This window comes from Streptomyces sp. NPDC050422 (assembly GCF_044458665.1).
Classification (GTDB): domain Bacteria; phylum Actinomycetota; class Actinomycetes; order Streptomycetales; family Streptomycetaceae; genus Streptomyces.
In genome coordinates this window covers 266,666-293,253 of sequence record NZ_JBITIE010000001.1, presented here as the reverse complement: position 1 = coordinate 293,253, position 26,588 = coordinate 266,666, and the positions used below count along the sequence as shown (strand labels likewise).

The following is a 26,588-nucleotide window of genomic DNA, read 5'->3' as shown; positions in this document are numbered from 1 at the left end:
ACGCGGGTGCGCAGACAGGGCGGACCGGGGCGCTGTCCGTCAGGGCTTCTCGTGCTCGGCGGGTTCGGCGGTCACCTCTCCGTGGCTCATCCAGGGCCGGGCGAGCAGGAGCAGGCTGACGCCCGCCAGGGCGAGGGCGACGACGATGATGGCGGCCATGGGAGTCGCACTGTCCTCTCCGAAGAGGCCGACCAGCGGTGAGGTCACGGCGCCGAACAGGAACTGGAGTCCGCCGATGAGCGCCGATGCCGCACCCGGTGCGCTGCGCCCCAGGCTCTGGCCGATGCTCATGGTCGAGGGGAAGATCACCGCGATGCCGGAGATGGCGACGAAGAGGCAGATCCAGCTGACGGCCAGGTTCTCCCCCGTCATGGCGGGCAGGACGAGCAGGGCCACGGCACCGACGCCCGAGAGGGTGAGCCCGGCGATCAGGAGGGTGTTCAGCCGGACGCGTACGGAGAGCCGCGCGAAGGTGACTCCGGCGATCAGCATGCCCACCGCGTTCGACGCGAAGATGAGCGAGTAGGCGGTGGCCGATACGCCGTGCACGTTCTGGAAGACGAAGCTGGAACCGCTGATGTAGGCGAACAGCGCCGCCGAGGTGAAGCCGAGCACGAGTACGTAGCCCATGAAGGCGCGGTGCCCCAGCAGCGTGCCCATGGTGCGGAAGGTGCCGGTGAGGCCTCCGCTGTGCCGGCGTTCGGGCGGCAGTGTCTCGGGGACCTTCTTCAGTACGGCGATGAGCATGAGGGCGCCGAGAACGGCGAGGACGACGAAGACGGCGCGCCAGGTCGACAGCGACAGGACCGCGCCGCCGATGACGGGGGCGGCGATCGGTGCGATGCCGAGGATCTGCGAGAGCAGCGCGAAGTAGCGGGGTACGTCCGCTCCCCGGAAGCAGTCGGTGATCACAGCGCGGGCGAGCACCATTCCGGCGGCGCCCGCGAAGCCCTGGAGGAAACGGGCCGCGGTGAGGAGTTCCACGTTCGGCGCGACGGCGCACAACAGGGAGAAGAGGACGAAGCCCGCCGATCCGGAGATCAGGAGCCGGCGGCGGCCCCAGCCGTCGCTCATCGGGCCGATCAGCAGCTGGCCCACCACCATGCCGACCAGGAAGGCGGTCAGCGTGAGCTGCACGGCGGAACTGCTCGCGTGCAGGGTGGCTCCCATCGAGGGGAAGCCGGGCACGTACATGTCGGTGGCCAGCGGGGCGACGGCGGTGAGCGCGCCCAGGACCGCGATCAGGGCGGAGACCTGCTTGGGGGACACGAGCGGGGCGGACGGGGGCCGGGCAGCCCGGGACGCCGCCTCGTCGGAGGCGGGGGAACGAGATAGCATGGCAAGAAAGGTAACCGATAGTTCGCTGGTTAACAAAGGAGTGCCGGTGCAACCCCACCCCGATGGTGTCCGCGACGACTGGGCCCGTCACAACCCTGGGCTCGATGCCTCCGCCATGGACGTCGTGGGCCTCGTCAAGCAGGTGTCCGCGCTCTTCGCCCGCGCTCTGGAGCCGGTGTACGAGGGCGCTCCCCTCACCGTGGCCGAGGCAGACCTGCTCATTCCGCTCCGCTACGCGACCGAGCCGTCCATCGCCCGCCGGCTGGCCGACAACATGGGGCTGTCGCGCGCCGGGGTCAGCAAGACGCTGGCCAAGCTGGAGAAGCGCGGCCACATCGAACGCACTCCGAACCCCGCCGACCGGCGGGCCGCGCTCGTGACGATCACGGAGTCGGGGAAGCAGGCCATCGACCAGATCTTCCCGCGCCAGCTCACCACCGAGGCCGAGCTGCTGTCCGGTCTCGGCGAGGACCGGGCGCGGGTGGTCGACGCCCTCGCGCGCCTCGCCGAGGTGATGGAGGACGGTCTGGCCGGCCGGCACGGCAGGGGCCTGGGTCTGGGCCTCACCAACATCCGGGGCACCCAGGCCACTTGACCGGACGGAGCCCGGGCGCCCGTCACCCCGCGCACCGTTGCCGGAGCCCGGGTCAGCTCTCCTCGGTGAGCTGCTCGTCCAGGTCGTCGAAGAGCAGCTCACCGTGGTCGATCTGGCCCGTGCGGTACGCGGAGCGCGCGACCAGGTGCGCGGCCACCGGACTGGACATCAGCTGGAAGAAGCCGATCAGGCCCAGCGTCGCGAGGTCCATGCCGCTGCGCAGCCGCAGTGCGACCCCGGCCAGCACCAGCAGCAGGCCGAGGGACTGCGGCTTGGTCGCGGCGTGGCTGCGGGAGAGGACATCGGGCAGCCGCAGCATGCCGATCACGCCGAGCAGGCAGATGGCCGCGCCGATCAGCAGCAGCACCGCGCCCGCCGTGTCCACGATCTGGAGCCAGACGTTCACGGCGCCTCCTTGTCGGTCCGCGGGTCGCCGTCGGGGCGCGGGCGGCCCGGCGGCCGGTCGCGCACCGCGATGAAGCGCGCGATGCCGACCGATCCGGTGAAGCCGAGGAGCGCCAGCACCAGCATGATCGGGAAGTAGAACGGATCCCGCGCGAAGGCGGACTTGGCGCCGAGCCCGGCGATGATGAGCGCCGCGCAGACATCCAGCGCGAGAGCCCGGTCGAGCATGGAGGGGCCGCGTTGGATACGGATCAGCAGGGCCGCTCCGGCGACGACGATCAGGACGACGGCCGCGGTCAGCAGCACCCGGTCCACGGTCTCCGGCACACTCATGCGCCCTCCTCCTGGTTGCCCGGCCGCTCGCCGGGGTGCGTTACGGACGGGGGCGGCCCGGCGACGCGGTCGATCTCGTCGCGGGTGCCGAAGGCCCGGACGGTCAGCTCCTCCATGTGCCATACGGAACGCCGGGCTGCGTCCAGTTCGGCGGGCCGGTCCGCGTCGAGGACGTGCACGAAGACGGTGGCGGTGGCGCGGCGCACCTCGACGACCGATCCGCCCGGGACGTTCGACACCGCGACGGCGGTCGCGGTGAGCATCAGGTCCGAGCGGCAGCGCAGCGGAACGGCGATGACGGCGGCCCGGTGCGGGCGGTCCCCGAAGATCTGCCGGGTGACCTTCACGCCGGAGGTGTACATGTCGTAGAGCAGCCAGGTGACGAGCCGCACGATGCCCCAGGGGTGCAGTCGCAGCCCCAGATCGACCTGGGGCAGGGGGAAGGCCAGGCACACGGCCACCGCGACCACGGCTCCGGTCAGGACGTTGGCCCAGTTCAGACTGGACCAGAGCAGCACCCAGATGAGGGTGAGCCAGGCGATCAGCGGAAGGTCGAGCACGCGCGGCCTGCGGCCGCCGAACTCGCAGCTGAACGGCGGCAGGGCCTTGTTCCGGCGGGAGAGTGTGATCAGGCGTTTCACCGGCCCAGCACCGCCTCGATATAGGGGGCGCGCGCGATGAGTTCGGCGGCCGAGCGGTCGGTGTACGAGGTCAGCGGTCCGGCGAACACCGTGAAGGCGAGGCCGAGCGCGACCGTCGCCGCGGTGGCCCAGGTCATCAGGTGCGGCAGCTTGGTGGTGGTCGTGACGGCGTGACCGTGGAGGGTGGCCGCGACCGCGCGTCCGGCCGGCTCGTGGCGGGGGCGTACCCCTTCGTCGCCGGTGCCGGGCATCCGGTCGGGTCCGTCGTCGCTGTCGTCGTCGTCGCTGTCGTCGTCCGACTCCAGCACCGTGCCGTCGGCGGCCTGGCCGGGGGGTGCTGCCCGCCAGAACGCCAGGTTCCAGACCTTGGCCATCACGTACAGCGTGAGCAGGCTGGTCGCCGTGGACCCGATGACGAGGATCCACGCCCAGACGCTGCCGTCGGCGACACCGGCCCGCATGAGTCCGAGCTTGCCGATGAAGCCGGAGAGCGGCGGAATGCCGGCCAGGTTCATCGCGGGTACGAAGAAGAGGGCGGCCAGCAGCGGAGCGGCTCTGGCGATGCCGCCGAGCCGGGTCAGTTCGGTGGTGCCGCCCCGCCGCTCGATCAGTCCGGCCACCAGGAACAGCGTGGTCTGGACGGTGATGTGGTGGACGACGTAGACGATGGCGCCGCCGTAAGCCTGCCGGGTGGCGAGGCCGATGCCGAAGACCATGTAGCCGATGTGGCTGATGAGGGTGAACGAGAGCAGCCGCTTGAGGTCGGTCTGGGCGACGGCGCCGAGGATGCCGACGACCATCGAGGCGAGTGCCGCGGCCATCAGGAGGTCGCCGAGCCGGTTGCCGGGGAAGAGCAGCGTCTCGGTGCGCAGCATGCAGTAGACGCCGACCTTGGTGAGCAGTCCGGCGAAGACCGCGGTGACGGGGGCCGGTGCGGTCGGGTAGGAGTCGGGGAGCCAGGCGGCGAGGGGGAAGACGGCTGCCTTGATGGCGAAGACCGTCAGCAGCATCGCCTGGATCAGGGTCTGTACGCCGAGCGGGAGTTCGGCGAGGCGGCCGGCCAGTTGGGCGAAGTTGGCGGTGCCGGTGGCCGCGTACGTCATGGCGATGGCGGTGAGGAAGAGCATCGAGGAGAACAGGGAGATGATCACGTACGTGGAGCCCGCCCGGATCCGGGGGCCGGTGCCGCCGAGCGTGAGCAGGACGAAGCTGGCGACCAGCATGATCTCGAAGCCGACGTACAGGTTGACGAGGTCGCCGGAGAGGAAGGTGCAGGAGACTCCGGCGACCAGGATCAGGTAGGCGGGGTGGAAGACGGCGACCGGTGTCTCCTCGTCCCGGTCGGCCATGCCCTGGCCCAGGGAGTAGACGAGGACGCAGAGGGTGACGGCCGAGGAGACGGTCAGCATCAGTCCGGAGAGCCGGTCGGCGACGAGGGTGATGCCGAGCGGCGGTGCGAAGTCGCCGAGGTGCACGCTGAGCGGGCCGTTCCTGTCGGCGGCGATCATCAGGGCGACCGAAAGACCCAGTACGGCGGTGAGCACGGCGACGCTGATGAAGCGCTGGAACTGTTTGAGCCGGGTGCCGAAGGCGAGGCTCAGGCCGGTTGCGCAGAGCGGCAGCAGCACCGGCAGGGGGACGAGTGCGTTCACCCGGTGTCTCCTCGGTTCGCGTCGTCGGGGGTGCTGGGGGTATCGGGGCCCTCGGTGGGCCGCTCCTGCGCGTAGTCCTCCGGGTCGGCGCCCAGGACGTCGTGCCACAGGTCGCCGCTCGCGTCGCGGCCGCGGGCCTGGAGGGCGCGGTCGGCGCGCAGCCTGGCGCGCAGGCGGCGGCGCTCCTCGCGGTAGCGGCGGCGTTCCTCGGCGGTGCGGTCGGACTCGGAGCGGTACCGCTCGCGCAGTTCGTCGCGCTCCCCCAGCACCTCGGCGCGCAGCGCGATGCGGCGGTCCTCGTCGTCGTCGTGCACCTCGTCCGTGCCGGTCAGCTGGTGGCTGCGGTAGGCCATGGCGAGGAGGAACGCGGTGGTGGCCAGCGTGATGACGATCGCGGTGAGGGCGATGGCCTGGGGCAGCGGGTCGGTGACCCGGCCCAGTTCGACGCCGTAGAGCAGGGGTTCACGGCCGGCTGATCCGGTGGCGGACAGGACGAGCAGGTTGATGCCGTTGCCCGCGATGACCGCGCCCAGCAGGATCCGGGTGAGGGGCCGGGTGAGCATGAGGATGCCGCCGACCGCGCACAGGACCGCGGCGGTGGCGAGGAGCGAGACGCTGACGGTCACGGGGTGGCGCCTCCCGTCCCGGATGCGGGGCCGGTAGCGGGGCCGGCGGCCGCCTGTTCGGCCGCGGCCCGCTCGATCTGCCGGTCGATCTTGGCGCCGAGGGCGCGCACGATGTCAAGCACCACACCCAGGACCAGCAGATAGACCCCGCAGTCGAAGATGACCGGCGTTCCGAAGTGGTAGTCGCCGATGAGCGGCAGGTGTCCGTGGTGGGTCCAGGCGTGCAGGACCGTGCCGTCCGCGAGACCGAGCAGGGCCACTCCGGTGGACAGGAACAGGCCGAGGCCGGTGAAGAGCCCGGGCTGCAGGGGTGCGGCCTCGGCGAGTTCGAAGCGGCCGCCGGCCAGGTAACGGGTGATCAGCGCGACGCCGGCGACGAGCCCGGCGACGAATCCGCCGCCCGGCATGTTCTCGGCGCAGAACAGCAGATACACCGAGAGCACCAGGATCGGGTGGAACAGCAGCCGGGCCACCACCTCGAAGACGATGGAGCGGTGTTCGGGCGCGAGCGTGGCGCCGGCCGCCAGCCAGCCGCGCTCCGGCGCGCCTTCGTCTCCGCGCGGAACCCCGGTCAGCGGGGGCGTGGTGACCGACCAGGCGGTGTGCCGCCGTGTCTCGGGGGGCGCCGGGTCGCCCTCGGCGCGTCGGTGCAGATAGATCAGGCTCGTCACGCCGATCGCCGCGGCGGCCAGGACGGCGGACTCCCCCATCGTGTCCCAGGCCCGCAGGTCCACCAGGATGGTGGCCACCACGTCCTTGAGGCCGTGGTGAGCGGTCTCCTCGACCATGGCGGCGCCCGCGGGCTCCGCGGTGCGGGCGGCCGCGGCGACCCACACCACGACGCTGAGGGTGGCCGCGGCGGCCAGCGCCACCGGGATGCGGACGGCCCGCCGCCAAGTGCTCACCGACTCCTGGAAGTGCACCGGCATCCGCCGCAGCACCAGCACGAACACGATCATCGACACGGTCTCCACGCAGAACTGCGTGAGCGCCAGGTCCGGCGCGCCCTGGACGACGAAGAGCAGCGCGGTCCCGTATCCGGTGAGTCCGGCCAGCACCACGGCCTTCATGCGCCGTCTGACGGTCAGGCAGAACAGTGCCGCCGTGCAGGTCAGCAGCGCGACGGCGCCCTGCAGCGGTACGTCCCAGAGCCGCGGCGCCGCGGCGCCGTGCCAGGGCCGGTCGACGCCGAGCACGGCGAGCTGACCGCCGAGCATCACGAGCAGGCTGGTGGCGAGGTAGACCGACAGGGAGCCGCGCTGGACGAATCCGGTGACCTGGAGGGAGAACCGCTCCAGGCCCAGCAGCAGATGGCCGAAGACGCTGTCCGCGGTCGGCCAGGCGATCCGCCGGGAGAGCCGGACGACCGGGCCCCGCACGACGAAGAGCACCGCGCCGCCCGCCGTGGCGATGACCGACAGCAGCAGCGCGGTGCCCCAGCCGTGCCAGAGCGCGAGGTGGTACGGGTGGGCGGGGGCGGGGAAGGCGTCCGCGTACGCGCTGAACAGCCGGTCGGTCCAGCCGACACCGGGGCCCAGTACCAGCCCGCAGACGGCGAGCAGGGCGGGCGGCGCGAGGAAGGCCGGGGCGACCCGGTGGACGGGGGTGTCGGCGACACCGGCCTTGCGCCAGAAGGCACCCCAGACGAACCGGACGGTGTACGCGACGGTCAGCATCGATCCCGCCACCGTGATGCCCAGCGCCCAGCGGTCCGCGGTGTCGCCGTGCAGCAGCGCGTCGAAGGCGGCCTCCTTCGCGGCGAAGCCGAGCAGCGGCGGCAGTGCGGCCATGGAGGCCGCGGCGGTCACGGCGACGGCGCAGACGTGCGGCAGCGACCGCCCGACGCCGGAGAGCCTGCGCAGGTCCCGGGTGCCGGCCGCATGGTCGACGATGCCGGTGACGAGGAAGAGCGGCGCCTTGAACAGGGCGTGACCGAGGATCATGACGGCGGCGGCCAGCGCCGCGTCGCGGTTGCCGACGCCGGCGAGCAGGGTGAGGAAGCCGAGCTGGCTGACGGTGCCGTAGGCGAGGACGAGTTTCAGGTCGTTGAGCCGCAGGGCCCGCCAGCCGCCGAGCAGCATCGTCGCTGCGCCGAGGACCATGACGACGGGCCGCCACACGGGTACGTCGGCGAAGCCCGGGGCGAGCCGGGCGACCAGGTAGACGCCGGCCTTGACCATGGCCGCGGCGTGCAGGTACGCGCTGACGGGGGTGGGGGCGGCCATGGCGTTCGGGAGCCAGAGGCTGAACGGCCAGATCGCCGATTTCGACAGGGCCCCGCACAGGATCAGCACCACGGCCACGGAGACGGCGAGGCTCGTGGGCGGTGGGTCGGCGAGGATCGCGGAGATGCGGTAGGTGCCGGTCACCTGGCCGACGATCAGGAAGCCGACCAGCATGGCGAGTCCGCCGAGGGTGGTGACGGTGAGCGCCTGGAGGGCGGAGCGGCGGCTGTGCCGCTGCTCGCTGTCGTACCCGATCAGCAGGTAGGAGAAGACCGTGGTCAGCTCCCAGAACACGTAGAGCGTGATCAGGTCGTCGCTGAGGACGAGCGCGAGCATCGCTCCGGCGAAGGCGAGCAGGTTCCCGGCGAATCCCGCCAGTTGCGGAGTGTCGCTCGTGAAGTACGAGGCGCAGTAGAGCAGGACGAGCGTGCCGACGCCCGCCGCGAGCAGCACCATGAGTTCGGCGAGGGCGTCCAGGCGCAGGCCGACGGAGACGTCGTACGCCGGGATCCAGGTCCACGACCAGGTGACCGAGGCGCCGGAGGCGGCCGTGTCCCACTGGGCGAGCGCCCAGCACGTGGTGGCGGCCGGGGGCAGCGCGAGGACCACGAAGGCGCGCGCGCCCAGGCGCCGCACCAGCGGGCGCGCGCATGCGGCGAGGACGAAGTGGCAGATGACGAGCGCGGTCATACGGCCGGTGCGGCGGGAGGCGTTACAGAACAGACAGTGGGCACTAAGTACAGATATATCGCCATCCCCTCTTCACCCGTACGGCGCGCCGCACGGACGGTGATGGACCGTCATCCCGCTCCCGCGACGTCACCCCGGACCGGTGCCTTCGCCCCTCGGGACGTCGCCATGTCACTTTCCGGACAGCTCCGCGCGTTAGTGGTGTTTCTGTGGGCGATCGGTGTTGCACATGTGAGCCCGCTTCCTTTCTTTTTTTGCAGTGTGACTAATATCTATCTGTCGAAGTTTTCAACGGATTTGACCAGTCGCGAGGCTGGCATCATCGTCAAGGAGCATGCCCTGCGCACGCGCGCGTCAAGGCGGAGCGACTCGACCACAATGTCGCTGCGGACGGCCCTGCTCGTATTGGCCATCGTCCCCGGTGTCGCACTGGCCGCCCTCTGGGCCGTCACCAGTGGTCAGACTCTGCTCGACTTCCAGAGGCAAGCAGCCCAGGGGCAGTTGGCCCAGAAGGCCGGCCAGCCGTCCAACATCGTCTACTACAACCTGCAGGAGGAGCGGCGGCTGAGCGCCGAGGCTCTGGCCCGCAACGGAGGTGCCACCGACGCACTCCGCAAGCAGCGCAAGCTGACCGACGAAGCGATCACCACCTTCCAGTCCCTCTCCGACATCGCCACCGACGACGCCCCCGGCGAGGTCCGGGACGCGGTCGTCCAGGCCCGTACGGCGATCACCCAACTCCCGGCCCAGCGCGCCCTCGTCAATGAGGGGGACAACGACCAGCAGAAGGCCGTGTACGGCTACTACACGGATCTGATCGCCGTCGACCTGCAGCTCTTCACCGCGCTCAGCCACGTGGACAACGGCGAGATCACCACGCTGTCCCAGCCGCTGGTCGACCTGTTCTGGGCCAAGGAGATGATCTCGCGCTCGGACGCCCTGCTGGCCCGTGGCTGGACCAAGGGCAAGCTGAGCACGGAGGACCTCCAGCAGGTCCGGCAGGCCGTTTCCGGCCAGACCTTCCAGTACGCCACCAAGGTCGTTCCCTACCTTCCGGCGGACGAGAAGGCCATGTGGGAGGAGGTCTCCGGCAGTTCGGCCTGGAAGACCAAGACCCGGTTGGAGACCGAGGTACTGCGGCCCGCCGACGCGGACAAGGACGGCTTCGTCAGCCTCGGCGTCGAGGAGAAGACCTGGCGCGGTGCGATGGACGAGGTCACGCCCCAGCTGATGAAGCTGATGGAGCACCGCACCGAGCTCGTCGTCGCGAACGGCAAGGACAGCATCATCTCCCTGCTGATCAGGGTCGTCCTCACCACGGTCGTCGGCCTCCTCGCCGTCATCGCGGTCATCTGGATCACCTGGCGCCTCACCCGGAACCTGCGCCGCCGAATCGGCCGGCTCCAGGAGCGGGCCGAGGAGCTGGAGAAGGACCTGCCCGACATCGTCGAGCGGCTCGGCAAGGGCGAACGCATCGACGTCGAGGCCGAGGCCCGCGCCATCGGCCACGACCGCAAGGACGGTGCCAAGGCCGACGAGCTGACCCAGCTCGGCGACGCACTCGACCTGGCCCGCGCCAGTGCGCTGCAGGCGGCCGTCAAACAGGCCGACCAGCACCGTGGCTTCGAACGGCTGCTGCAGCGCATCGCCCGCCGCACCCAGCAGTTGATCGGCCAGCAGCTGAAGAAGCTGGACGAGCTGGAGCGCAAGCACGAGGACCCCGAGGTACTGGACGGCCTCTTCGACCTCGACCACCTCACCGCCCGCCTCCGGCGCTACGAGGAGAACCTCGTGATCCTCGCCGGCGGCTCCCCGCACCGGCGCTGGCGCAAGCCCGTACCGCTGCTGGACGTCATGCGCTCCGCCCAGGGCGAGGTGCAGGACTACCAGCGCGTGGTGCTGGACCTGGACGGCGCCCCGTGGCTCTCGGAGCGGGCCGTCGGCCCGGTCTCCCATGTGCTCGCGGAGCTGATCGAGAACGCCCTCACCTTCTCCAAGCCGCCCAGCCCCGTCGAGGTCAGAGCGGCCCGGGTCAGCCGGGGCCTGGCCATCGAGGTCGAGGACCGCGGACTGGGCATGGAGGAGGAGCAGCTCGCCGAGGCGAACGAGCTGATGAGCAGGCCGCCCCGGATGGACGTGCTGGCGCATGCCGACGACATCCGGCTCGGTCTGTACGTGATCGCGCGCCTCGCCGACCAGCACGGCCTGCGGGTCGAGTTCCGTCATTCGGCCTTCGGCGGCACCCGGGTCGTCGTGCTCGTCCCCGACGCGCTCACCGTCCCCGGCCCGCACTCCGGTCCGGTGGCCGTACCCTCGCCCTCCCCCGAGGACACGGACGCGGCGCCCGCCCCGACCCGCGACGCCGACGCACTGCCCAGCCGCGGCCGCGGCCAGGCCCTCGCCGGGGTCACGGCACTGCACGCCTCCGGCGCACCGTTCGAGACCACCGATGCGCCCTACACGGTGGCGGAGGAACCCTTCCCCGACCGGGAGGAGCAACCACAGCCGGCCCCCGCCGGCAACCCGTTCAGTGATCCGGTGACTCCGTACACCCCGTACGCCGACACCACGCCGGCCAGTACGTACGGCCAGGCCGTACCCGCCTCCCCGTACGGCGACACCACGCCGGGGAACACGTACGGCCAGGGCGCACCCGCCTCCCCGTACGGCGGTACGGATCAGAGCCCGTACGGCAACCAGGGCGACACCGCGTACGTCGGCACCCACCGGAACACGTACTCCGATGCCGAGCAGCCGTACATGAAGGCCGAGGGCCAGTACCCGGTACCGCACCAGCCCTACCAGACGCCCGAGGAGCCGTACATGACTCCGCGCCAGCCGTACCCGGGACCGTACGCGGCGGGCGTCCCCGACCGGACCGGCTTCCCGGTGCCCGCACCCCGGCAGCCGGAACCGGCCGCAGGACACCCCGGACGGTTCCCGGTGGCCGAACCCGACCATCCGGCTCCCCCGGCGGCCGGCACGACCGGCCGGGAGAGCGGGCCGGGACGGCCCGCGCTGCCGGCGGGACCCGCCGCGGAACCCCCGTTGCCGCGCCGGGTTCGCCAGGCCAGCCTCGCGGACGAACTGCGGATCACACCGGCCTCCGGGACTGCCCCGTCCCCGTCGCCGAGCAGGTCGGCGAGTCCGCAGTCCCGTCCGGCCCCGCGCCGCGCCGGTGCCGCCATCGGAGCCTTCCAGCGCCGGTCCCGCGCCGCCCGCGCGACCGACGAGCCGCCGACGCAGCCCGACCCTCCCGCCCCCCTCCCCACGAGAGAAGAACGGTCATGACACGCACTACCGCCACTCACCAGGACCTCGACTGGCTGCTCGACGGTCTGGTGGACTCCGTGGCCGAGACCCTGAACGCCGTGCTGCTCTCCGACGACGGCCTGGTGGTGAGCCATTCGCGCACCGTCGAGCGTTCCGACGCCGAGCGGCTGGCCGCCATCTGCACCGGGCAGCAGAGCCTGGCCCGCGGCGTGGGCCAGCTCTTCAACGGCGGCGGCGTGCACCAGGTGATCGTCGAGCTGTCGGATCTCTGGCTCTTCATCATCTCGGCGGCCCAGGGCACGCACCTGGCCGTCGTCGCCTCCCAGGAGGTGGACGCCGAGATCATGTCGCTCGCCATGCACAACCTCGTCCAGCAGGTCGGCCAGAAGCTCAGCACCCCGGTGCGGGGCGACTTCAACGCCTTCGGCGGCGGGGACGGGCCGCGCGCGTGACCCCGCGCTGGGAGGACGAGGCGAACGACGAGGGCTGGGCGGACGAGGAGGACGGTGCGGGCACCATGGTGCGCCCGTACACCATCACCCGTGGCCGGACCGCTCCCGAGCGGGACGACTTCACCCTCATCACCGTGCTGACGACCGCGCACGACCCGCGGGACGGACACGGCGCGGCGATCCATCCGGGCAGGCTCCAGCCGGAGCACCGGATGATCCTGGAGCGCTGCCTGCGTCCCGCCGCGGTCGCCGAGGTCTCCGCGGACCTCAACCTCCCGGTCTCGGTGACCAAGATCCTGCTGGCGGACCTGGTCGCCCAGGGCCTGCTGCTCGCCCGTGCGCCCCTTTCGGTGGCCCGGGCGGCCGGCGGTGCCGACATGGGAATGCTGGCCGCCCTTCGCGACGGACTCGGGAGACTCTGAGCCAAGATGACCACCAGTCAGGCGGCCCCCGCCGCCGTAAAGATTCTGATCGCCGGCGGCTTCGGCGTCGGCAAGACCACCCTCGTGGGAGCGGTCAGCGAGGTCGCACCCCTGCGCACCGAGGAGTTCCTGACCAAGGCCAGCATCGGCGTCGACGACCTGGCCGGTGTCGGACAGAAGGACACGACCACCGTGGCCCTGGACTTCGGCCGGATCACGGTCAGTCCGGAGCTCGTCGTCTACCTGTTCGGCACACCGGGCCAGGAGCGCTTCTGGTTCATGTGGAACGACCTCGTCAACGGAGCTCTCGGCGGCGTCGTCATCGCCGACACCCGGCGGCTGGAGACCAGCTTCGCCTCGATCGACTTCTTCGAGAGCCGGGACATCCCGTTCGTCGTGGCGATCAACTGCTTCCACGGCCACAACAGCCGCACGCTGGACGAGATCAGAGCCGCTCTCGACCTCGATCCGCACGTCCCCCTGCTGGTCGGCGACGTACGCGAGCGGCCGTTCGGCCGTGACGTGCTGCTGGCCCTCGTGGACCACCTGATGAGCCTGCCCGTCACAGCCGGCTGATCACCCCCTCCCCCGACACTTCGCACCGTTTCCGCACTGGAGAGAACCGATATGGCAACACCCCTGCGCGTCCTGATCCACGGCGGCGGCATCGGCGGGCTGACGCTCGCCACCGCCCTGGCCCGGCGCGGCCACACCGTCGAGGTCGCCGAACTCCGCGACGAGCTGGAGGCCCTGGGCGTCGGCATCATCCAGCCGTCCAACGCCCTGCACGTCATGCGCGAGATCGGGGTCCTCGACGACTGCCTCAAGGCGGGCTTCGAGTGGGAGGTCCTGACCATCGCCGACCCCACCGGCAACGTCCTGGCCGAGATCCCGCAGCCCCGCATGGGCGACGCCCCGTCCAACAACGGCATCCCGCGCCCGGCGCTCTCCCGGATACTCGGCGCCGCGGCCACGGCGGCCGGTGCGACGATCCGCTTCGGCGCGACCATCACCGAGCTCACCGACGACGGCGAGGGCGTGGACGTCACCCTGTCCGACGGTTCGGCCGCGCGCTGGGACCTGGTCGTCGGCTTCGACGGCATCGGCTCGCCGCTGCGGACCCGGCTGTACGGCGACCGCTACGCCCCCGAGTACACCGGCTTCGCCAACTGGCGGGTCACCGTGCCCCGTCAGGAGCAGGTCAAGGGCGTGGTCATGGGCTCCGCGGGCCAGGCCGCCAAGGCGCTGCTCACCCCGATCACGGACGAGCTGATGTACCTGGGCGCGGTGTTCGCCGAGCCCGAGGACTTCCGCCCCGACGCGGAGAAGGCGCACGAGCAGCTCAAGGAGCGGCTGCCGATGTTCTCCGGCCCGGTCGCCGAGGCGCTCGCCGCGGTCACCGGACCGGAAGCGGTGGTGTACTCGCGGATCTCCCAGGTGAGCGTCGAGGAGCCGTGGCACGTCGGCCGGGTGGTCCTGGCCGGCGACGCCGCGCACGCGAGCACCCCGCATCTCGCGCAGGGTGCGGCGATGGCCGTGGAGGACGCGCTGGTGCTCGCCGAGTCGCTGGACACCGAGGCGGACGTCGCGGTCGCGCTCGACGCGTGGGAGGCCCGCCGCCGCCCCCGCGCCATGTGGGTGCAGGCGCTGTCGCGCGCCGTGCTCAAGCAGGAGACGGGCGGGGAGACGACGCCCGAGGAGGACGAGCTGCTGAAGGTCGGCATCCCGGGTGCGGCACACGTGCTGGTGCAGCCGTACTGATCACGGTCCGATCGCCCTGAACGCCCCTTCCCGGCCCGGATTCCCGGGCCGGGAAGGGGCGTTCTCGCTCTCAGGGCAGGACCGCCACTCCGTCGATCTCGACCAGTGCCTGCTCGTCCCAGAGCCGCGCCGCCCCGATGACGGCCATCGCCGGGTAGTCGCGGCCCGCCAGCCCGCGCCAGATCCGGCCCAGTGCGGCGGCGTTGGCCCGGTAGTCGGCGACATCGGTGGCGTAGACCGTGACCCGGGCGAGGTCCGCCGGGGCGCCGCCTGCCGCGCGCAGGGCGGTGAGGAGGTTGGTGAGGGCGGTGGCGAACTGCTCGGGCAGGGTGCTCCCGATGATGTCGCCCCGCTGGTCCAGGGCGGTCTGCCCGGCGAGGAAGACCAGTTGGCCGCCGGTGGCGGTGACCGCGTGCGAGAAGCCCGCGGGCGGTGAGAGTTCGGCGGGGTTGATCCGGTGGATCGGGCTCATGCGGACGGCTCCCGGTTCGCGTACAGCTCCTTGGCGATGATGGCGCGCTGGACCTCGCTGGCGCCCTCGTAGATGCGGGGGGCGCGGACCTCCCGGTAGAGGTGTTCGAGCAGATGGCCGCGGCGCAGGGCGCGGGCGCCGTGCAGCTGGACGGCGGTGTCCACGACGTACTGCGCGGTCTCGGTGGCGTACAGCTTCGCCATCGCGGCCCGCCGCGGGACGCCCGGCTCCCCCGCGTCGTACGCGGCGGCGGCCGCGTACACCAGCAGCCGGGCGGCCTCGGTGCGGGTGGCCATCTCAGCGACCTGGTGGGAGACGGCCTGCAGGTCGCTCAGCGGTCCGCCGAACGCGGTGCGGGTGGCGGTGTGCTCCACGGTGGCGTCGAGCGCGGCGCGGGCCATGCCGAGGGCGAAGGCGCCGACGCTGGGCCGGAAGAGGTTGAGGGTGTTCATGGCGACCCGGAAGCCCCGGTCCGGTTCGCCGAGCACGTCGTCGGGGGTGACCGGGACTCCGTCGAAGTGGAGCGCGCCGATCGGGTGCGGGGAGAGCATGTCCAGCGCGGTGCCGGTCAGGCCGGGGCGGTCGGCGGGGACCAGGAACGCGGTGACGCCGCGCGCTCCGGCGCCCTCGGTCGTCCGGGCGAAGACGGTGTAGAAGTCCGCCTCGGGGGCGTTGGAGATCCAGCACTTCTCGCCGGTGAGCCGCCAGCCGTCGGGGGCGTGTACGGCATCGAGGGCGAGGGCCGCCGCGTCGGACCCGGCCCCCGGTTCGCTGAGTGCGAAGGCGGCGACGGCGCGGCCCGCGCGGACCTCGGGGAGCCAGCGCTCGCGCTGTGCGGGGGTGCCCGCCTGCACGACGGGGTACGTTCCGAGGCCCTGGAGCGCGAGGGCGGTCTCGGCCTCCGTGCAGCCGCGGGCGAGCGATTCACGCAGCAGGCACAGGTCGAGCGCGCCGGAGCCGAGCAGCCGGTCGAGCAGCCCGAGCTCCCCCAGCGCGGCGACCAGGGGGCGGTTGACGTGCCCCGGCTCGCCCTTCCCGGCGAGCGGACGCAGCCGCTCATCGGCCAGGGTGCGCAGTTCCTCGCACCAGGCGGTCTGTGCCGGATCGAGCGAGAATGCCGTCATACCGGCGCCTCTCTGGTCGAAAGTCCCGGTGACGTCCCCTCCGGGACCGGGACTTTATCGCGGGCCGTTGACTACCGTCACCCAAACGATACGCTCCAAGGGCGACAAGGGGGCGATCCTTGATGGAACCGAATACCTCAGCGCACATCGACAGCTTCGCCAGGGAACATCTGCCACCCGACGACCAGTGGCCGGAACTGGTCTTCGACCTCCCCGAGCTGCACTATCCGGTCCGGCTCAACTGCGCCGTCGAGCTCCTGGACCGTACGGCCGAGCGCTTCGGACCCGACCGGCCGGCCTTCCGTACGCCCGACGGCGGGGTGCTGAGCTACGGGGAGCTGCAGGACCTGGTCGACCGGATCGCCCATGTCCTCACCTCGGACCTGGGCGTCGTCCCCGGCAACCGCGTGCTGCTGCGCGGCCCCACCACGCCGCATCTCGCCGCCTGCTGGCTCGCGGTGCTGAAGGCGGGCGCGATCGCCGTCACCGTACTGGCGCAGCAGCGGGCCTCCGAACTCGCCACGATCTGCTCGATCGCCCGGATCAGCCACGCGCTGTGCGATGTCCGGTCGGTCGACGACCTGGTGAAGGCGGAAGTCCCGGGGCTGCGGATCACCGCGTACGGCGGTGACGCACCCGAGGACCTGCTGCGGCTGGCCGAGAGCCGGCCGGGCCCGTACCGGGCCGTGGACACGGCGGCGGACGACGTGGCGCTGATCGCGTTCACCTCGGGGACCACCGGGCGCCCCAAGGGCTGCATGCATCTGCACCGCGACGTGCTCGCGATCGCCGACACCTTCTCCCGGCATGTCCTGCGGCCGGTGCCCGACGACGTCTTCGCGGGCAGTCCGCCGCTAGGTTTCACCTTCGGGCTCGGCGGCCTGGTCGTCTTCCCGCTGCGGGCCGGCGCCTCGGCGCTGCTGCTGGAACAGGCGGGCCCCAAGCAACTGCTGCCCGCCCTGGCCGCGCACCGGGTCTCGGTGCTGTTCACCGCCCCGACCGCCTACCGGGTGATGCTCGACCAGCTCGACGGTCACGACCTCTCGGCCCTGCGCCGTTGCGTCTCGGCGGGCGAGAACCTGCCCGTCGCGACCTGGCACTCCTGGTACGAGCGGACCGGGCTGCGGATCATCAACGGCATCGGCGCCACCGAGCTGCTGCACATCTTCGTCTCCGCCGCCGACGACGCCATCCGCCCCGGTACCACCGGCGTCCCGGTCCCCGGCTGGCAGGCGCGCGTGGTCGACCCGGACGGCGAAACGGTGCCGGACGGCGAGCCGGGACTGCTCGCCGTGCGCGGGCCGGTCGGCTGCCGCTACCTCGCCGACGAGCGGCAGCGGGAGTACGTACGGCACGGCTGGAACCTCACGGGCGACACCTATGTGCGCGACGCGGACGGCTACTTCCGGTACGTGGCCCGCGCCGACGACATGATCATCTCCTCCGGCTACAACATCGCGGGCCCCGAGGTCGAGGACGCCCTGTTGCGCCACCCCGAGGTGGCGGAGGCCGCGGTGGTGGGCAGGGAGGACGAGCTGCGCGGCCGGATCGTGGCGGCGTACGTGGTGCGGCGCGAGGGCTCCGCCCTGACCGCCGACGCGCTGCGCGCCTTCATGCGGTCCGAACTGGCCCCGCACAAATGCCCCCGCCTCATCACGTTCCTGCCCGCACTCCCCCGTACCGCGACCGGGAAACTGCAACGGTTCCGGCTGCGCGGGGACGAACCCGGTGCGGACTCCGGCACACCGGGCCGAGAATGATCACATGGTCGAACCGCACACCCCCCGCTCGCTGATCGTCACCCTCTACGGTGCGTACGGCCGCACCCCGGGCGACGCCCCGATGCCGGTGGCGGAACTCGTCCGGCTGCTCGGCGCCGTCGGCGTCGAGGCGCCCGCCGTGCGCTCCTCCGTCTCCCGGCTCAAGCGACGCGGACTCCTCGTCGCGGCCCGGACGCCGGGCGGGGCAGCCGGGTACGCGCTCTCGGCCGACGCCCGGCAACTGCTCGACGACGGAGACCGGCGGATCTACCGGCATCCCGACCCACGCGTCGAGGACGGCTGGGTGCTCGCCGTGTTCTCCGTACCGGAGGCCGAACGCCACAAGCGGCACCTGCTGCGCTCACGGCTCTCCGGGCTCGGCTTCGGCACGGCCGCACCCGGCGTCTGGATCGCACCGGCCGCCCTGTACGACGAGACCCGCCACACCCTGGAACGCCTCGGCCTCGCCCCCTACGTGGAACTGTTCCGCGGCGACCACCTGGGGTTCGCGGCCACCGGGGAGTCGGTGGCGCGCTGGTGGGACCTCGACGCGGTGGCCCGGCTGCACCACGACTTCCTGACGCTCCACGAGCCGGTGCTGCGGTCCTGGGAGGCACGCCCGGACGAGCCGCCGGTTCCGGAGACGGCGTACCGCGACTACCTGATGGCGCTGGATTCCTGGCGTCAGGTGCCGTACGCGGACCCGGGGCTGCCGAGGGAGCTGCTTCCGCGGACGTGGCCGGGCGGCAGGTCGGCGGAGGTGTTCGGGCTGCTGCACGAGCGGCTGCGGGACGCGGGGGCGGAGTTCGTACGCGGGTGACTCCCTCGCCCCCCTGCCGCTCAGCCCAGGGTGAGCCTGGGTTTCGGTGCGTCCGTGCGGCCGGCCGGCGGGGTGCGGCTGCCCGCACGGTACGGGAGCGGCCAGGGGGCGCCCGGTCCGGTGTAGCCCTGGTCGGCTGCCGCGTGGAGCGTCCAGTGCGGGTCGTACAGGTGTGGGCGTGCCAGGGCGCAGAGGTCGGCGCGGCCCGCGAGCAGCAGTGAGTTGACGTCGTCCCAGGAGGAGATGGCGCCGACGGCGATGACGGGCACGCACAGGGTGTTGCGGATCCGGTCCGCGTACGGGGTCTGGTAGGAGCGCCCGTACTCGGGCTGCTCGAAGGGGACGACCTGGCCGGTGGAGACGTCGATGGCGTCGGCGCCGTGCGCGACGAAGGCGCGGGCGATCTCGATCGCGTCCTCGCCCGTCGTCCCGCCCTCGGCCCAGTCCGTCGCGGAGATCCGGACGGTCATCGGACGGTCGTCGGGCCAGCATGCGCGAACCGCGTCGAAGACCTCCAGCGGGAAGCGGAGCCGGTTCGCCACGGTGCCGCCGTATGCGTCGGTGCGGTGGTTGGTGAGTGGCGAGAGGAAGCCGGAGAGCAGATAGCCGTGGGCGCAGTGGAGTTCGAGGAGGTCGAATCCGCAGGCGTCGGCGCGTTCGGCGGCGGAGGCGAACTGCTCGCGTACGGCGTCCAGACCGGAACGGTCCAGTGCGTGCGGGGTCTGGTTGACGCCCGGCGTGTACGGAAGCGGGGAGGCGGCGGTGAGCGGCCAGTTGCTGTCGTCGAGCGGCTGGTCGATGCCCTCCCACATGAGCTTGGTGGAGCCCTTGCGGCCGGAGTGGCCGAGCTGGACCCCGATCACGGTGCCGGGCGATCCGGCGTGCACGAAGTCGGTGATTCTGGACCAGGCGGCCGCCTGCTCCTCGGTGTAGAGGCCGGTGCAGCCCGGGGTGATGCGGCCCTCGGGGCTCACGCACACCATTTCCGTCATGACCAGCCCGGCGCCTCCGAGCGCCCGCGCCCCGAGGTGGACGAGGTGGAAGTCGCCCGGGACGCCGTCGGTGGCGGAGTACATGTCCATGGGCGAGACGACGACACGGTTGCGCAGCTCCAGGCCGCGCAGCCGCAGCGGGGTGAACATCGGCGGAGTGCCGGGCGCGCAGCCGAACTCGTCCTCGACGGCCGCGGTGAACGAGGCGTCGCGCAGCCGCAGGTTGTCGTGGGTGACGCGGCGGCTGCGGGTGAGGAGGTTGAAGGCGAACTGTCGGGGCGGCTGGTCGACGTAGGTGCCCAGCTCCTCGAACCAGCGCAGGCTGGCCGCGGCGGCACGCTGGGTCGACTCGACGACGGGCCGGCGCTCGCTCTCGTACGCGGCGAGGGCGGCGGGCAGCCCGGGGTGTTCCTCGATGCAGGCGGCGAGGGCGAGGGCGTCCTCGACCGCGAGTTTGGTGCCGGATCCGATGGAGAAGTGCGCGGTGTGGGCGGCGTCCCCGATGAGGACCGTGTTCCCGTGCGACCAGTGCTCGTTGACGACGGTACGGAAGGTGAGCCAGGAGGAGTTGTTGGAGCGCAGCGGCCGGTGGCCGAGGGCGTCGGCGAAGATCTTGGCGCAGTGCCGGGTCGACTCGGCGGGGTCGCAGGTGTCGAATCCGGCAGCGCGCCAGACCTCTTCGCGCATCTCCACGATGACGGTCGAGGCATCGGGGGAAAAGGGGTAGGCGTGCAGTTGCATCACGCCGTACGCGGTCTCGACGGTCTCGAAGCGAAAGGCGTCCAGGGCGAAGTCGGCGGCGAGCCAGATGTAACGGCAGCGGTGCGTGGTCAGACGGGGCCCGAAGCTCTCCGCGTGTGCCTCGCGGGTCCGGCTGTGGACGCCGTCGGCCGCGATCACCAGGTCGTGCGAGGCGGCGAGTTCGGCGGCGGGCGGCGCCTCCTCGCGGAAGCGGAGGTTCACCCCGAGGCCGGTGCAGCGCTCGTGCAGAATCTCCAGGAGCCGGCGGCGGGCGAGCGCGGCGAAGCCGTGACCGCCGGAGGTCTGGGTGTGGCCGCGGTGGACGATGTCGATGTCGTCCCAGCGGACGAACTCGCGCTGGAGTGCGGCGTGGACGACGGGGTCAGCGTGTTCGATGCCGCCGAGGGTCTCGTCGGAGAGGACGACGCCGAAACCGAAGGTGTCCTCGGGCGCGTTGCGCTCCCAGAGGGTGATCTCGCGCTCGGGCCCCAGCCGCTTGAGCAGTGCCGCCGCGTAGAGGCCGCCGGGTCCGCCGCCGACGACGGCGATCCGGCGGAGCGTGGACGGCTCACTGTCGGAGGGCGTCATCGCGTCACCGGCCCTGCCATTTCGGCGGCCGCTTCTCGGTGAAGGCGGTGTGGAACTCGGCGTAGTCCTCGCCGTGCATCAGGAGCGCCTGGGTGGCGGCGTCCATCTCCACGGAGGCGGCGAGCGGCATGTCGAGTTCGGCGGTGAGCAGCGCCTTGGTCTGGGCGAGGGCGAGCGCGGGGCCGTCCGCGAGGCGCCGGGCGAGGGCCGCGGCCCGCTCATCGGCCCCGCCCTCCTCGGCCAGTTCGCTGATCAGCCCGATCCGTTCGGCCTCGGGGGCGCGGACGGGGTCGCCCAGCATCAGCAGCCGGGTGGCGTGGCCGAGACCGACGACCCGGGGCAGCAGATAGGCCGCGCCCATGTCACCGCCGGAGAGCCCGACGCGGGTGAAGAGGAAGGCGAACTTCGCCGAGGGGTCTGCGACCCGGAAGTCGGCGGCCAGCGCGAGGACGGCCCCCGCTCCGGCGGCGACCCCGTGCACGGCCGCGACGACGGGGAACGGGCACTCCCGCAGGGCCCGTACGACCTGGCCGGTCATCCGGTTGAAGTCCAGCAGCTGGGCGGTGTCCATCGCGAGGGTGGCGCCGATGATCTCGTCCACATCGCCGCCCGAACAGAAGCCGCGTCCCTCACCGGCCAGCACCAGAGCCCGCACGGAACGCTCCCGCGACAGTTCGGCCAGGAGGTCGCGCAGATCCGCGTAGGCGCCGAAGGTCAGCGCGTTGAGCTTCTCGGGCCTGGCGAGGGTGACGGTGGCGACGCCGTCCTGCGTCGTGACCCGCAGATTGCGCCAGTTCTCCGTACGGGACGCGGAGCTCGGAAACGGACTCATCGAGGGTGGTCCCCTTCAGCCGTCGGGCTGCTGCCTGACCCCGAATCTATCACCCGTACGTGACTTCCGTCACGAGTACGCGATAACCGGAGTGTGAGAACGGAGTGACGAACGTCCCCTTCGTACCGGTCGGCAGGCCCTTGCCCGTGTCGTGGGGCTTCGTAAGGTTGAAGACAAGAAGACTTGAGCTCCGGAGCGCCTGAGCCCAGGACTGTTCACGCTCTCCCGAACGGAAGCCCCGCTGTGCCGTCCGATGCCCCCGCCCACGCCACCTGGCGTATCGCGCTGCCGCACTCCGCGGCCGCCGTGCCGATCGCCCGCGCGCTGATCCGTACGGTGCTGGCATCCATCGACTCGGACCCGGACGCACCGGCCGACAGCGACACCGCCGAACTGCTGACCGCCGAGCTGGTCGCCAACGCCGTCGAGCACACCCCCGGCGACGAGCCCGTCGAGCTGGTCGTCGAGCTCCTGCCGACCGGCTGTCAGGTGGAGGTGCACGACGGCGACCCCTCACCGCCGGGCGACCTCTCCCGCCCGGAGCCGGACTCCATGCCCGACCCCTGGCAGGAGCACGGCCGCGGGCTGCTGTTGATCCGCACCCTCAGCTCGTCCTGCGGTCACCGCACGACGGAGCGCGGCAAGGCGGTGTGGTTCACCCTGCCGTAGCCCGCCCGGCCGGCGCCCCGACCTGTCGGGCCCCTCAGCCGCCGGCCCGGCCCGCCAGCCGCGAACGGCTGCGCCCGTAGCCGGCGTAGACCCCGGCGCCGACGGCCAGGAAGACCGCGAACTGCACCCAGGTCGACCAGCCGGTCCCGTACATCAGATACACGCAGAAGGCGACGCCGAGCAGCGGGCTGAGCGGGTAGAGCGGGACCCGGAACGAACCCTGCACCTCCGGATTGCGGCGGCGCAGCACGATCACGGCGACGTTCACCGCGACCATCGTGGCCAGCGTCCCGATGGTGGTCAGGTTCACCACCACGTCGAGCGAGGAGAAGGCCGCCGGAACGGCGAAGACGACGGCGACGATCCAGGTGTTGGCGACCGGTGTCGCGGTGCGCGGCGAGACCCGTTCGAAGACCCGCGGGACCAGGCCGTCGCGCGACATCGACATCAGGATGCGGGTCTGTCCGTACATCACCGCGAGGACGACCGAGGCGATGGCGACGACCGCGCCGAACGCGATGATCCCTCCGCCGACGGTCGAGCCGGTGACCTGGTCGACGATCAGGGAGAGCGCGGCAGGCTTGTCGGAGACGGCGTCCGGTCCGAGGGCGCCGATCGCGGCGAGGGCGACGGCGCAGTAGAGCAGCGTGACCAGGCCGATGCAGATCATGATCGCGATGGGGATGTTGCGCCGCGGGTTCTTGACCTCCTCGCCGGTGGTGGTGATGGCATCGAATCCGATGTACGAGAAGAACGCCAGCGACGCGCCCGCGGTGACGCCGCCCGCACCGTGTGACATGAACGGCGTGAGGTTGCCGTGCTCGAAGGCGGTGAAGGCGATGACGCAGAACGCGATCAGGATGGTGATCTTGAGGACGGCCATCGCCGCCGTGGCCCCGGCGCTCTCCCGAATGCCGCGCACGAGCAGGGTCGCGGCCATCATGACCACGATGACGGCGGGCAGGTTGATCGCACCGCCGTCGCCGGGACCGGCGGAGAGGGCGGCCGGCAACTGCCACCCGAAGAGGCTGTCGAGCAGTTCGTTGACGTACTGGCTCCAGCCCACCGCCACGGCGGAGACCGAGACGCCGTACTCCAGGAGCAGGCACCAGCCGACCAGGAAGGCGGTGCGCTCGCCGAGGGTGGCGTAGGCGAAGGAGTACGAGCTGCCGGAGACCGGGATCGCGCTGCCCAGCTCGGCGAACGAGAACGCCGTGAAGATGCAGGTGACGGCCGCGAGGACGAAGGACAGCACGACGGCGGGGCCGGCCTCGGCGACACTGTCGGACAGGCCGACGAAGATGCCGGTGCCGACGACGGCGCCGATCCCGAAGCACACCAGCTGGAAGAGTCCCATGGTGCGCTTGAGCCCGTGGCCCTCCAGGTCGGCGCCGGACTCGGCGATCAGCTGATGCGGGTCCTTGACGCGGTGCGGCGGGCCGGGCAGGCGCAGGGGGCTCACGGCGGTGGTCTCATCTCTGGCGGTACAGGTGGGGGGACGGTGCGGCGACGGCAGTGGGGGCCGGTCGCCGCACACGAAAAATGGGGTTCGAGCGTGCGAGCTCGAACCCCACCAACGGGGACCATATTAGACACCCGTGTGCATGTTCACCCAATTGGGTGCATGATCATGCGGAACCCGACCGCGTCAGCGCGTTGCCATCGTCGACACCAGGACCGCCTTGATCGTGTGCATCCGGTTCTCCGCCTCGTCGAAGACGACGGAGTGCGCAGACTCGAAGACCTCGTCGCTGACCTCCAGCTCGGTGAGGCCGTGCCGGGCGTGGATCTCCTGGCCCACCTTGGTACCGAGGTCGTGGAAGGCGGGGAGGCAGTGCAGGAACTTCACACCGTCGTTGCCGCTGGCCCGCAGGACGTCCATCGTCACGGCGTACGGGGCGAGGGCGGCGATGCGCTCGTCCCAGACCTCCTTGGGCTCGCCCATCGAGACCCAGACGTCGGTGGCGACGAAGTCGGCACCGCGCACGCCTTCGGCGATGTCCTCGGTGAGCGTGACCGTCGCCCCGCTCGCCGCGGCGAGCGCGCGGGCCTCGGCGACGACGGCGTCCGCGGGCCAGTAGGCCTTCGGCGCGACAATCCGTACGTCCATGCCCAGCAGGGCGCCGGTGACGAGGTAGGAGTTGCCCATGTTGAACCGGGCGTCGCCGAGGTAGGCGAAGGCGATGCGTTCCAGTGGCTTGTCGCTGTGCTCGGTCATCGTGAGGACGTCGGCGAGCATCTGGGTGGGGTGCCAGTCGTCCGTGAGCCCGTTGAAGACGGGCACGCCGCCGTGGGCCGCCAGTTCCTCGACGGCCTGCTGGCTGTCACCGCGGTACTCGATCCCGTCGAACATCCGGCCGAGGACGCGGGCGGTGTCCTTCACGGACTCCTTGTGCCCCATCTGCGAGCCGGAGGGGTCGAGGTAGGTGGTGGAGGCGCCCTGGTCGGCGGCGGCCACCTCGAACGCGCAGCGGGTGCGCGTCGAGGTCTTCTCGAAGATCAGCGCGATGTTCCTGCCGCGCAGCCGCTGGACCTCGGTCCCCGCCTTCTTCGCGGCCTTGAGCTCGGCGGCCAGGGCGATCAGGCCGCGGAACTCCTCGGCCGTGAAGTCCAGCTCCTTGAGGAAGTGGCGGCCTGCGAGGTCTATGGCCATGGTGACTGCTCCTGGGTGGGACGGGGACGCATACCGTAACCCTGGAAGTCTATACGACACAATGCATCGCTATACAGACCCCCCTGGCCCCTCCCCCAGCGCCGCACATCCCGCCTACACCGGATCCCGGACCACCGGGCAGCTCATGCAGCGGGGGCCGCCCCGGCCCCGGCCCAGTTCGCTGCCGCGGATCTCGATGACCTCGATGCCCTCCTTGCGCAGGTGGGTGTTGGTGGTGGCGTTGCGCTCGTAGGCGACGACGACGCCCGGCTCGACGGCCAGGACGTTGCAGCCGTCGTCCCACTGCTCGCGCGCGGCCGCGTGCACGTCCTGGGTGGCGGTCAGGACCCGGATCGACTCCAGGCCCAGCGCCTCGGCGATGGCCCGGTGCATGTGCTCGGGCGGATGGTCGGTGACCTTGAGGTCGCGCGGCCCGTCCCCGGGTTCGATGGTGTACGAGCGGAGCATGCCCAGGCCCGCGTACTTGGTGAAGGTGTCGCCGTCGACCATCGTCATCACCGTGTCGAGGTGCATGAAGGCCCGGCTCTTGGGCATGTCGAGTGCCACGATCGTGCGGGCAGAACCGGCGTCGAAGAGGCCGCGGGCCAGCATCTCCACCGCCTGCGGGGTGGTGCGTTCGCTCATCCCGATGAGCACGGCCCCCCGGCCGATGACGAGGACGTCGCCGCCCTCGATGGTGGAGGGGTAGTCGTCCTGTCCCTGTGACCAGTGGTGGAAGGCTCCGGCGTCGGGGCCCGTGAAGAGCGGGTGGTGGCGGTAGATCGCCTCGAAGTGGACGGTCTCGCGCTGCCGGGCGGGCCACTTCATGGCGTTGATCGAGACACCGTCGTAGATCCAGGCCGAGGTGTCACGGGTGAAGAGGTGGTTGGGCAGCGGCCCGAGCAGGAAGTCGTCCAGGTCCATGACGTGGAAGCGCACGGACGTCGGTTCGCGGAACCGCTCCAGGAACTCCCGTTTGGTCATCCCGCCGACCAGCGCCTCGCAGAGGTCGGCCGTGGACAGTTCCTCGAAGGCGGCCCGCAGGTGCTCGGTGGCCAGCGGTCCGTACTCCTTCTCCTCGAAGACCCGGTCCAGCACGAGCCGTCGGGCGACGGGAATCTCCAGCGCCTCCCGGAGCAGGTCACCGAAGAGGTGCACCTCCACCCCGCGGTCGCGCAGCACCTCCGCGAAGCCGTCATGCTCCTCGCGGGCCCGGCGGACCCAGAGCACGTCATCGAAGAGCAGCTCGCCCCGGTTGTCCGGGGTGAGCCGTTTCAGTTCCAGATCGGGGCGGTGCAGGATGACGCGGCGCAGCCGCCCGGCCTCGGAGTCGACATGGAATCCCATGCCCTCATCCTCACCGCGCGGGACGCCGTTCACCCGGCGAATCGCCAGCCTGTTCTTCCGGCGGGGGGGGGGGCGGGGGGGGGGCGGGCCGCCGCGGGGGGCGGCGGGGGCCGGGGGCACCCCGCCCGCCACAGCGCGCGCGCACCCCACCGACCCCCGCGGGGCCCCCCCCCCCCC

23 protein-coding genes are annotated in these 26,588 nt (G+C 71.6%); 9 read left to right on the top strand and 14 right to left on the bottom strand.

Annotated elements, in window-relative coordinates; genetic code table 11:
* Positions 1 to 39: 39 nt before the first annotated feature.
* On the bottom strand, positions 40 to 1,338 hold the full coding sequence (locus ACIBJG_RS01235; RefSeq protein ID WP_399302652.1) for a multidrug effflux MFS transporter: 1,299 nt from the start codon (positions 1,336 to 1,338) through the stop codon (positions 40 to 42).
* A gap of 46 nt (positions 1,339 to 1,384) precedes the next feature.
* Between ACIBJG_RS01235 and ACIBJG_RS01230 the strand changes: the two genes are divergently transcribed.
* Complete coding sequence (locus ACIBJG_RS01230) at positions 1,385 to 1,933, top strand: MarR family winged helix-turn-helix transcriptional regulator (protein WP_399302650.1); 549 nt, start codon at positions 1,385 to 1,387, stop codon at positions 1,931 to 1,933.
* A 52-nt stretch (positions 1,934 to 1,985) separates the two neighbouring features.
* Here the strand turns inward: ACIBJG_RS01230 and mnhG are convergent, their stop codons facing one another.
* The 6 genes from mnhG to ACIBJG_RS01200 are packed head-to-tail and all read right to left on the bottom strand — an operon-like array spanning position 1,986 to position 8,505.
* Positions 1,986 to 2,339, bottom strand: a complete 354-nt coding sequence (mnhG, locus tag ACIBJG_RS01225; protein WP_399302648.1) for a monovalent cation/H(+) antiporter subunit G — start codon at positions 2,337 to 2,339, stop codon at positions 1,986 to 1,988.
* A complete protein-coding gene (locus ACIBJG_RS01220; RefSeq protein WP_399302646.1) occupies positions 2,336 to 2,671 on the bottom strand; it encodes a monovalent cation/H+ antiporter complex subunit F in 336 nt (111 codons plus the stop codon). The genes mnhG and ACIBJG_RS01220 overlap by 4 nt, the downstream gene beginning before the upstream one ends.
* The gene (locus ACIBJG_RS01215; protein WP_399302644.1) at positions 2,668 to 3,312 is read right to left on the bottom strand and encodes a Na+/H+ antiporter subunit E; all 645 of its coding nucleotides are present in this window, start codon (positions 3,310 to 3,312) and stop codon (positions 2,668 to 2,670) included. Before ACIBJG_RS01215 ends, ACIBJG_RS01220 begins: the two co-directional genes overlap by 4 nt.
* The gene (locus tag ACIBJG_RS01210) at positions 3,309 to 4,964 is read right to left on the bottom strand and encodes a Na+/H+ antiporter subunit D (protein ID WP_399302642.1); all 1,656 of its coding nucleotides are present in this window, start codon (positions 4,962 to 4,964) and stop codon (positions 3,309 to 3,311) included. The genes ACIBJG_RS01215 and ACIBJG_RS01210 overlap by 4 nt, the downstream gene beginning before the upstream one ends.
* Positions 4,961 to 5,590: a Na(+)/H(+) antiporter subunit C gene (locus ACIBJG_RS01205; RefSeq protein WP_399302640.1), complete on the bottom strand. Its 630-nt coding sequence runs from the start codon at positions 5,588 to 5,590 to the stop codon at positions 4,961 to 4,963. The genes ACIBJG_RS01210 and ACIBJG_RS01205 overlap by 4 nt, the downstream gene beginning before the upstream one ends.
* Entirely contained in the window at positions 5,587 to 8,505 is a 2,919-nt protein-coding gene (locus tag ACIBJG_RS01200; protein WP_399302638.1) for a Na+/H+ antiporter subunit A, read from the bottom strand. The genes ACIBJG_RS01205 and ACIBJG_RS01200 overlap by 4 nt, the downstream gene beginning before the upstream one ends.
* 378 nt (positions 8,506 to 8,883) lie before the next feature.
* Between ACIBJG_RS01200 and ACIBJG_RS01195 the strand changes: the two genes are divergently transcribed.
* Genes ACIBJG_RS01195 through ACIBJG_RS01175 form a run of 5 tightly spaced genes read left to right on the top strand, consistent with a single transcriptional unit; the run spans position 8,884 to position 14,413 of the window.
* On the top strand, positions 8,884 to 11,796 hold the full coding sequence (locus ACIBJG_RS01195; protein WP_399302636.1) for a nitrate- and nitrite sensing domain-containing protein: 2,913 nt from the start codon (positions 8,884 to 8,886) through the stop codon (positions 11,794 to 11,796).
* Positions 11,793 to 12,230, top strand: coding sequence for a roadblock/LC7 domain-containing protein (locus tag ACIBJG_RS01190; RefSeq protein ID WP_359144614.1), 438 nt, complete (start codon positions 11,793 to 11,795; stop codon positions 12,228 to 12,230). Before ACIBJG_RS01195 ends, ACIBJG_RS01190 begins: the two co-directional genes overlap by 4 nt.
* On the top strand, positions 12,227 to 12,652 hold the full coding sequence (locus ACIBJG_RS01185) for a DUF742 domain-containing protein (RefSeq protein ID WP_399302634.1): 426 nt from the start codon (positions 12,227 to 12,229) through the stop codon (positions 12,650 to 12,652). The genes ACIBJG_RS01190 and ACIBJG_RS01185 overlap by 4 nt, the downstream gene beginning before the upstream one ends.
* Before the next feature lie 6 nt (positions 12,653 to 12,658).
* The gene (locus tag ACIBJG_RS01180; protein ID WP_399302632.1) at positions 12,659 to 13,228 is read left to right on the top strand and encodes a GTP-binding protein; all 570 of its coding nucleotides are present in this window, start codon (positions 12,659 to 12,661) and stop codon (positions 13,226 to 13,228) included.
* A gap of 51 nt (positions 13,229 to 13,279) precedes the next feature.
* Entirely contained in the window at positions 13,280 to 14,413 is a 1,134-nt protein-coding gene (locus tag ACIBJG_RS01175; protein ID WP_399302630.1) for an FAD-dependent monooxygenase, read from the top strand.
* A 70-nt stretch (positions 14,414 to 14,483) separates the two neighbouring features.
* On the opposite strand, the gene ACIBJG_RS01170 is transcribed toward ACIBJG_RS01175, so the two are convergent.
* Both ACIBJG_RS01170 and ACIBJG_RS01165 read right to left on the bottom strand, forming a co-directional pair.
* Entirely contained in the window at positions 14,484 to 14,885 is a 402-nt protein-coding gene (locus ACIBJG_RS01170; protein ID WP_399302628.1) for a RidA family protein, read from the bottom strand.
* Positions 14,882 to 16,009, bottom strand: coding sequence for an acyl-CoA dehydrogenase family protein (locus ACIBJG_RS01165; RefSeq protein WP_399302626.1), 1,128 nt, complete (start codon positions 16,007 to 16,009; stop codon positions 14,882 to 14,884). The genes ACIBJG_RS01170 and ACIBJG_RS01165 overlap by 4 nt, the downstream gene beginning before the upstream one ends.
* Positions 16,010 to 16,131: 122 nt before the next feature.
* On the opposite strand from ACIBJG_RS01165, the gene ACIBJG_RS01160 reads away from it, so the two are divergent.
* Both ACIBJG_RS01160 and ACIBJG_RS01155 read left to right on the top strand, forming a co-directional pair.
* Positions 16,132 to 17,769, top strand: coding sequence for an AMP-binding protein (locus ACIBJG_RS01160; RefSeq protein ID WP_399302624.1), 1,638 nt, complete (start codon positions 16,132 to 16,134; stop codon positions 17,767 to 17,769).
* Positions 17,770 to 17,773: 4 nt separating this feature from the next.
* Positions 17,774 to 18,589 (top strand): PaaX family transcriptional regulator C-terminal domain-containing protein, encoded by an 816-nt coding sequence (locus ACIBJG_RS01155; protein WP_399302622.1) that lies wholly within the window; start codon positions 17,774 to 17,776, stop codon positions 18,587 to 18,589.
* A 20-nt stretch (positions 18,590 to 18,609) separates the two neighbouring features.
* Here the strand turns inward: ACIBJG_RS01155 and ACIBJG_RS01150 are convergent, their stop codons facing one another.
* Entirely contained in the window at positions 18,610 to 20,910 is a 2,301-nt protein-coding gene (locus ACIBJG_RS01150) for a bifunctional salicylyl-CoA 5-hydroxylase/oxidoreductase (RefSeq protein WP_399302620.1), read from the bottom strand.
* A 4-nt stretch (positions 20,911 to 20,914) separates the two neighbouring features.
* A complete protein-coding gene (locus ACIBJG_RS01145; RefSeq protein ID WP_399302618.1) occupies positions 20,915 to 21,742 on the bottom strand; it encodes an enoyl-CoA hydratase family protein in 828 nt (275 codons plus the stop codon).
* A gap of 243 nt (positions 21,743 to 21,985) precedes the next feature.
* Here ACIBJG_RS01145 and ACIBJG_RS01140 point away from each other — a divergent pair, with 243 nt between their 5' ends.
* Positions 21,986 to 22,411: an ATP-binding protein gene (locus tag ACIBJG_RS01140; protein ID WP_399302616.1), complete on the top strand. Its 426-nt coding sequence runs from the start codon at positions 21,986 to 21,988 to the stop codon at positions 22,409 to 22,411.
* Between the two features lie 34 nt (positions 22,412 to 22,445).
* On the opposite strand, the gene ACIBJG_RS01135 is transcribed toward ACIBJG_RS01140, so the two are convergent.
* The 3 genes from ACIBJG_RS01135 to ACIBJG_RS01125 all read right to left on the bottom strand — a co-directional run bounded on the left by ACIBJG_RS01135 (position 22,446) and on the right by ACIBJG_RS01125 (position 26,411).
* A complete protein-coding gene (locus ACIBJG_RS01135) occupies positions 22,446 to 23,873 on the bottom strand; it encodes an amino acid permease (RefSeq protein WP_399302614.1) in 1,428 nt (475 codons plus the stop codon).
* A 186-nt stretch (positions 23,874 to 24,059) separates the two neighbouring features.
* The gene (argF, locus tag ACIBJG_RS01130; protein ID WP_399302612.1) at positions 24,060 to 25,064 is read right to left on the bottom strand and encodes an ornithine carbamoyltransferase; all 1,005 of its coding nucleotides are present in this window, start codon (positions 25,062 to 25,064) and stop codon (positions 24,060 to 24,062) included.
* A gap of 114 nt (positions 25,065 to 25,178) precedes the next feature.
* A complete protein-coding gene (locus tag ACIBJG_RS01125) occupies positions 25,179 to 26,411 on the bottom strand; it encodes an arginine deiminase (RefSeq protein WP_399302610.1) in 1,233 nt (410 codons plus the stop codon).
* Between the last annotated feature and the right edge of the window lie 177 nt (positions 26,412 to 26,588).